Raw genomic sequence first — 6,529 nt, 5'->3', positions numbered from 1 at the left:
GCTACCGCTGCCGAACGCTCATCCTCTGACAACGAACTCCATGCATACACAAAACTGCTCCCCTGCAATCGGAACTGAATTTCTCAGTCCAACTCTAGGGGAGCAGTTCACAGGACCGGCGCTCCTTCGCAGCTCTTCGGTGGCAGTTGCTTCAGCTGCTGCTGCCCTCGGGCAGGCTACCCTGCGTCGAAGCGGTCGCCGCTGCGCTCGTCGTCGTCAGAGTCCACCCCGGCGTCGCCGGTGCCGGCCCGCTCAGGGTGGTTGCCCACCTCCGAGATCGCCTGGCTCACCTCAGTGGGCTTGGCGTAGGAGCGGTCCGGGATCGCCTCGAGGGAGCGGAGTACGTTGCTGTCGGCCCCCTCCTGCTTCGCCCTGGCGACGAGGGCGTCCTTCTCGGCCGGATAGTCGACCCCCTCGAGGAACTTCTGGATCTGGATCGGGTTCGCGGAATCTGTCATGGCTCTCCTCTCGTCGTGAACCCGCTCAGCGGGTTCCCTCTGTCGGTGTGGTGGTCCCGGTCGCCCCGCCCCGCTCGGCGTCGCGCGGCAGGGATCCATCCGTCCCGTCGGTGCGGAGGTCTTCCCGGATCACGTGGGTCTCGCGGCGGCCATGCCGGCCCTGGTCGGTCTCCTCGCTGACGACGGCATCCTCGCGGGCCACTCCCTCACGGGCACTCTCCTCGCGGACGGCTCCCTCACGGGCACTCTCCTCGCGGACGGCTCCCTCGCGGGCCACTCCCTCACGGTCGACTCCCTCGCGGGCGGCCTGCTCACGGGAGGCGTCGGCGTCGCCGCGGCGGTCCGGATCGAGCTCGTCGGCCTTGCGGCGCTGCTCCTCGATGCGCTCCCGGTCCTCGCGGGTGCTCTCGCTGTGCCCCTGTGCCTCCTGGCGCAGGCGGGCTGCCTCGACTTCGGCGCGGTCGGCACGAACCTGTGCCTCGCGGGCCTTGACCTCCCGGTCTCGGACATCGATCTCGCGGCGGGCGGCCTCCGCGCGCAGCTCCTCGGCATGCTCGCGCTGGTGCTGCCTCCGGGCCTCGCCCCGCTTCCGGGACACCACGATGGCCACGATGATCGCAATGATGACGATCACGGCGACGACAATGACCGCCGTGAGCTGGGTCGGGTCCATGGGTCAACCTCCTGGGTGTCAGGTTTCCCTCCCTCTACCCGCCGGCGGCCGGATCCAATCACTCCCGCCCGCTCGCGGCAGCAGCTCCTAGGCGGAGCCAGCGGCGCCCGCAGGACCGGGTCCCGCAGGGCCGGCTCCTGCGGGACGCACGGCCTCGGCGATCTCGGCGGCCACCCGAGCAGGGTCCTCGTGGCTCCAGAACCGCAGGACCTGCCAGCCGGCCGCGCTGAGGGCCGCTGTCGTCTCGGCGTCCCGCTCGCGATTGCGGGCAATCTTGGGCCGCCAGTAGTCCACGTTGCTCGCCGGCTCAATGTAGTGCTGCGGGCACCCGTGCCAGTAGCACCCGTCGATGAACACCGCCACGCGCGCCCGTGTGAACACGAGGTCCGCCGTGCGCCGCAGGGCGGGGACCGGGCGGTAGGCGACGCGGTACCGCAGCCCCATCGCGTGGACCGCCCGGCGCACCTTGAGCTCGGGCGCCGTGTCCCGCGAGCGGTTGCCGAGCATCGTGCGGCGGATCGCCGGCGTGGTGGCCCAGGACGGCTCGCCCTTCCGGCTCCGGCGGGTGCCGCCCGAAGCGGACGACGCCGGTGACGCGCCCGCCGCCGGTGCGTCACCGGCGTCGTGCGTCTCCTCCGGGAACCCGGGCTGGCTCATGCGGCCAGCGTACGCCGGCGGCTGGGAAGGTGCTGGGAGGGCGTTTTGCCTGCTCCGCCACGGGTAGCGCTGAAGAAAGAGGGCTGGACGCCGCCCGGTCCGTGGACGGAAGGAACCCCGATGGGAACACTGGCATTCCTGGGCGCGAAGAGCCCGGGACGCGGGCCTCTGAGCCGTGGCGGGCCCCTCAGCGCAGTGGAGCCCCGGGGGATCCAGAAGCTCGTCCGCAACGTCGAGACCGGCAGGTTCGAACGGACCCTCTCCGGCCTCACCGCCGCCGGGGCGCTCGTGACGGCGGCCGAGATCTACCTCGAGCACGACAAGGCAAGCTTCGGCAATCCGTGGATGTGGGCCCCCGTGGCCCTCGGCCCGCTCGGCGCCGCAGCCGGAATCGGCGGAGTGTTCAGCGCGCGGCTCGCCCACACCGCACTGCCCATCGCGAGCGCCGCCATCGTCGCCAACGGGCTCCAGGGGACCTACCTCCACCTGCGCGGGATCGCGCAGCGACCCGGCGGGTTCCGGGAACTGCGCTACAACGTCGAGATGGGCCCGCCGCTCCTGGCTCCCCTGCTCGTGACCCTGGTCGGGGGAATGGGGATCCTCGCCTCGATCCTGAGGAGGGAGCCGTGACGCTGCCGCTGCCCGCCGAGGACGGCGGCGGACGCTTCCCGGGCCAGCACGCCCTCGACGAGCGCGGGCACTGGGACGACGCCACGGCCGCGCTCGTCGTCGCCCGGACCCAGCGACCGCCGGACGTCAGCTTCTTCACGGCCGAGGAGCAGGCCATCGCCTCCGCGCTGCTCGACCAGCTGGTGGGCCAGGAGCCGGACGCGCAGCCGCGCATCCCGCTCGTGAACTTCGTCGACGCCCGGCTCGCGGCCGGCGAGACGGACGGATGGCACTACGCGGACCTGCCCGAGGACGCCGAGGTGTGGCGGCAGGGGCTCCGCTTCCTCGACGAGGACGCCCGCGAGCACTGCGGCACCGGCTTCGCGACCGCGGGCCCGGAGCAGCAGGAGACCGTCCTGAAACAGCTGCACTCGGCAGACGGCCCCTGGCACGGCTTCCCGGCCGGCCACGTGTGGAACCTGTGGCTGCGGTACGCATGCACGGCGTTCTACTCCCATCCTTCGGCGTGGGACGAGATCGGCTTCCCCGGCCCCGCCTACCCGCGCGGCTACGCCAATCTGGGAATCGGCCGCCGCGAGCACTTCGAGGTCCGGGACGCGCGCCCGGGTGAGAGCGCATGAGCGCGGGACGGGGGCTGCGCGGCGTCCGGGCGCGGAACGAATCGGCCTGGCTCCTGCCCCTCGCCGACCCCGACGTGGACACCGGCATGCGCCGCTTCGGGGACGACGACGAGGTAGACCTCGTGATCGTCGGCTGCGGCGCCGGCGGGTCGACCATGGCCCAGCGCCTCGCGCGGGCCGGGTGGAGCATCGTGGTCCTCGAGGCGGGACCGTTCTGGGAGCCGGACCGCGACTGGGTCAGCGACGAGGCCGGATCGCACCGGCTGTACTGGACGGAGCCCCGGGTGATCGACGGCGACGACCCGGTCCCGCTCGGCTCGAACAACTCCGGCCGCGGCGTCGGCGGCTCGATGGTGCACTTCGCCGGCTACACGCCCCGCTTCCACCCGAGCGACTTCCACACCGAGACCCTCGACGGGGTCGGCGCCGACTGGCCCCTGCGGTACGAGGACCTCAAGCCGTACTACGAGGACATCGAGGAAGAGCTTCCGGTGGCCGGCCAGGACTGGCCGTGGGGCGATCCGCACAGCTACCCGCACACCCCGCACCCCGTGGGCGGCAACGGCGAGGCGTTCCTGCGCGGGGCCCTCGCCTGCGGGATCGAGGCCCGCGTGGGGCCGGTGGCCATCTCCAACGGCCGCTTCGGCCACCGCCGGCACTGCATCTACCGCGGGTTCTGCCTGCAGGGCTGCAAGGTGGACGCGAAGGCCTCGCCCCTCATCACCCACGTCCCCGACGCCATCGCCCACGGGGCGGAGATCCGGGCCGACTCGATGGTCACCCGGGTCGCGGTCGATCCGCGCACCGGCCTGGCGACGGGCGTGCACTACGAGCACGGCGGCGTCGAGCACTTCCAGCGCGCCAGGAACGTCGCGGTGGCGGCCTACTCGATCGAGACCCCCCGGCTCCTGCTCAACTCGGCCTCGCCGCAGTTCCCCGACGGCCTGTGCAACGACCACGATCTCGTGGGCCGCTACCTCATGGTGCAGGGCGCCCCGCAGACCGGCGGCCGGTTCGAGGAGGAGGTGCGCATGTACAAGGCGCCGCCGCCGGAGGTCAGCTCGGAGGCCTTCTACGAGACGGATCCCTCCAAGCCGTACAAGCGCGGCTACTCGATCCAGACCGTCTCCCCGCTGCCGATCACCTGGGCAGAGCACATCGCCGCACAGGGGCACTGGGGCACCGAGCTGCGCCGCCGGATGACCGACTTCGTCCACTGGGCCTGCCTCGGCGCCCTGTGCGAGTTCCTCCCCCAGCCGGAGAACCGGGTCACCCTGGATGAGGAGAAGGACCGCCGCGGCATGCCCGTGGCGCGCTTCACCTACAGCCGCTGCGGCAACGACCGCCGGCTCATGGCCGCCGCCGCCGGGACCATGGAGGAGATCCTCACCGCCGCGGGGGCGAGCGAGGTCATGACCATCGAGCGCTACGCCCACCTCGTGGGCGGCGCGCGCATGGCGGCGGACGAGCGGCACGGCGTGGTGGACGCCGACTGCCGCACCTTCGCCGTGCCGAACCTCCTCATCACCGACGGCAGCGTGCTGCCCACCCAGGGCAGCGCCAATCCAGCGCTGACCATCATGTCGCTCGCCGCGCGCACAGCGGCCCGCCTCGGGGCGGGCGCGCGCGGAGGGCTGCGCCGACCACAGCGCGAACCAGCACGCGAACCAGCACGTGAACCAGCAAAGGAGAGCTGACATGGCCGAGAAGAATGTGGCCGAATTCCTGCTCGAGAGGCTCAAGGCCTGGGACATCAGCACCGTGTTCGGCTACCCCGGAGACGGCATCAACGGCATCGTCACCGCCCTCGGCAAGGGCGAGGGGCCCCGGTTCGTCCAGGCGCGGCACGAGGAGATGGCCGCCTTCGAAGCGGTGGGCTACGCGAAGTTCACCGGCCGGGTCGGAGTGTGCATGGCCACCTCGGGTCCCGGCGCGGTCCATCTCCTCAACGGCCTCTACGACGCCAAGCTCGACCACGTCCCGGTCGTGGCGATCGTGGGCCAGGCGGCGCGGACCTCGATCGGCGGCTCGTACCAGCAGGAGATCGACCTGCCCTCGTTGTTCAAGGATGTGGCCTCCGACTACGTCCAGCTGGTCACCGTCCCTGAGCAGCTGCCCAACGTGATCGACCGTGCCATCAAGGTGGCCTGCGCGCGGCGGGCGCCCACCGCCGTCATCATCCCCTCCGATGTCCAGGAGCTCGAATACTCCGCGCCTCCCCACGAGATGAAGATGGTGCCCTCAAGCCTCGGCATCGAGTGGCCGGAGCTGGCTCCGGACACCGAGGGACTCCGCAGGGCCGCCGAGGTGCTCAACGAGGGCAAGAAGGTTGCGATCCTCATCGGACAGGGCGCCAGGAACGCGGCCGCGGAGGTCCAGCAGGTCGCCGAGCTCCTCGGCGCCGGTGTGGCCAAGGCGCTCCTCGGGAAGGACGCCCTGCCGGACACCCTGCCCTTCGTCACCGGCTCGATCGGGCTTCTCGGGACGCGGCCGAGCTACGAGATGATGCGCGACTGCGACACCCTGCTCACCATCGGCTCGAGCTTCCCCTACCTGCAGTACATGCCGGAGCCGGAGAAGACGCGGGGCGTGCAGATCGACGTCGATCCGACGATGATCGGCATGCGCTACCCCTACGAGGTCAACCTCGTCGCCGACGCCGCCGCAGGGCTCCGCGCGCTCATCCCGCTCCTGAACCGCAAGGAGGACCGTGGGTGGCGCGAGGACATCGAGGACAAGGTGTCGAAGTGGTGGGCGGACATGCACGACGAGGCCCTCGTCGAGGCCGATCCGGTCAATCCCCTCCGGGTGTTCTCCGAGTTCTCTGAGCGCATCCCGGCCTCCGCGATCGTGACGTCCGACTCGGGCAGCGCGGCGAACTGGTATGCCCGGCAGGTCCGCTTCCCCGCGGGCGTGCGCGGGAGCCTGTCCGGGAACCTCGCCACCATGGGCCCGGCCGTCCCGTACGCGATCGGCGCCAAGTTCGGGCACCCGGACCGGCCGGTCATCGCGTTCGAAGGGGACGGTGCCATGCAGATGAACGGCCTCGCCGAGCTCATCACCGTGGCGCGCTACTGGAAGGAGTGGCCGGACCCGCGGCTCGTGGTCGTCGTGCTCCACAACAACGACCTCAATCAGGTCACGTGGGAGCTGCGCGCATTCAGCGGCTCGCCGACGGTGCCGATGACGCAGGAGCTGCCGGACGTGGACTACGCCGGGTTCGCCGCGAGCCTGGGCCTCGGCGCCATCTCGGTGGACAGCCCGGACGCCCTCGGCGGGGCGTGGGACACGGCGCTCACCGCGACGCGCCCCACCCTCCTCGACGTCCGCACCGACCCCAACGTTCCGCCCATCCCGCCGCACGCCACGCTCAAGCAGGCCCTCAACACGGCCAAGAGCGCCGCGAAGGGGGACGAGAACGCGTGGCAGTTCATCAAGGAGGGCCTCAAGGTCAAGGCCCAGGAGCTCCTCCCCGGGCACCGGGAGTGATG

General features: G+C 71.5%; 7 protein-coding genes. 4 read left to right on the top strand and 3 right to left on the bottom strand.

What is annotated here, in order from left to right:
- Positions 1-176: 176 nt before the first annotated feature.
- From ACVWWH_RS15695 to ACVWWH_RS15685, 3 genes are all read right to left on the bottom strand, one after another.
- On the bottom strand, positions 177-458 hold the full coding sequence (locus ACVWWH_RS15695; protein ID WP_457317185.1) for a DUF2795 domain-containing protein: 282 nt from the start codon (positions 456-458) through the stop codon (positions 177-179).
- Between the two features lie 25 nt (positions 459-483).
- The gene (locus ACVWWH_RS15690) at positions 484-1,131 is read right to left on the bottom strand and encodes a hypothetical protein (RefSeq protein WP_457317184.1); all 648 of its coding nucleotides are present in this window, start codon (positions 1,129-1,131) and stop codon (positions 484-486) included.
- A gap of 87 nt (positions 1,132-1,218) precedes the next feature.
- A complete protein-coding gene (locus tag ACVWWH_RS15685) occupies positions 1,219-1,788 on the bottom strand; it encodes a very short patch repair endonuclease (protein WP_457317183.1) in 570 nt (189 codons plus the stop codon).
- A 120-nt stretch (positions 1,789-1,908) separates the two neighbouring features.
- On the opposite strand from ACVWWH_RS15685, the gene ACVWWH_RS15680 reads away from it, so the two are divergent.
- From ACVWWH_RS15680 to ACVWWH_RS15665, 4 genes are read left to right on the top strand one after another with little or no spacing between them, the layout of a single operon-like run.
- A complete protein-coding gene (locus ACVWWH_RS15680; protein ID WP_066495248.1) occupies positions 1,909-2,418 on the top strand; it encodes a hypothetical protein in 510 nt (169 codons plus the stop codon).
- Positions 2,415-3,038 carry a gluconate 2-dehydrogenase subunit 3 family protein gene (locus tag ACVWWH_RS15675; protein WP_457317182.1) on the top strand — a complete coding sequence of 208 codons (624 nt, stop codon included), beginning with the start codon at positions 2,415-2,417 and terminating at the stop codon, positions 3,036-3,038. Before ACVWWH_RS15680 ends, ACVWWH_RS15675 begins: the two co-directional genes overlap by 4 nt.
- Positions 3,035-4,735, top strand: coding sequence for a GMC family oxidoreductase (locus tag ACVWWH_RS15670; protein ID WP_066495244.1), 1,701 nt, complete (start codon positions 3,035-3,037; stop codon positions 4,733-4,735). The genes ACVWWH_RS15675 and ACVWWH_RS15670 overlap by 4 nt, the downstream gene beginning before the upstream one ends.
- A 1-nt stretch (position 4,736) precedes the next feature.
- Positions 4,737-6,527 carry a thiamine pyrophosphate-requiring protein gene (locus tag ACVWWH_RS15665; protein ID WP_066495242.1) on the top strand — a complete coding sequence of 597 codons (1,791 nt, stop codon included), beginning with the start codon at positions 4,737-4,739 and terminating at the stop codon, positions 6,525-6,527.
- The last annotated feature ends 2 nt before the right edge of the window (positions 6,528-6,529 follow it).

Source organism: Sinomonas sp. RB5 (assembly GCF_054063535.1).
Note: the sequence above shows the minus strand (reverse complement) of the source record. Positions and strands in the feature narration are given on the sequence as shown.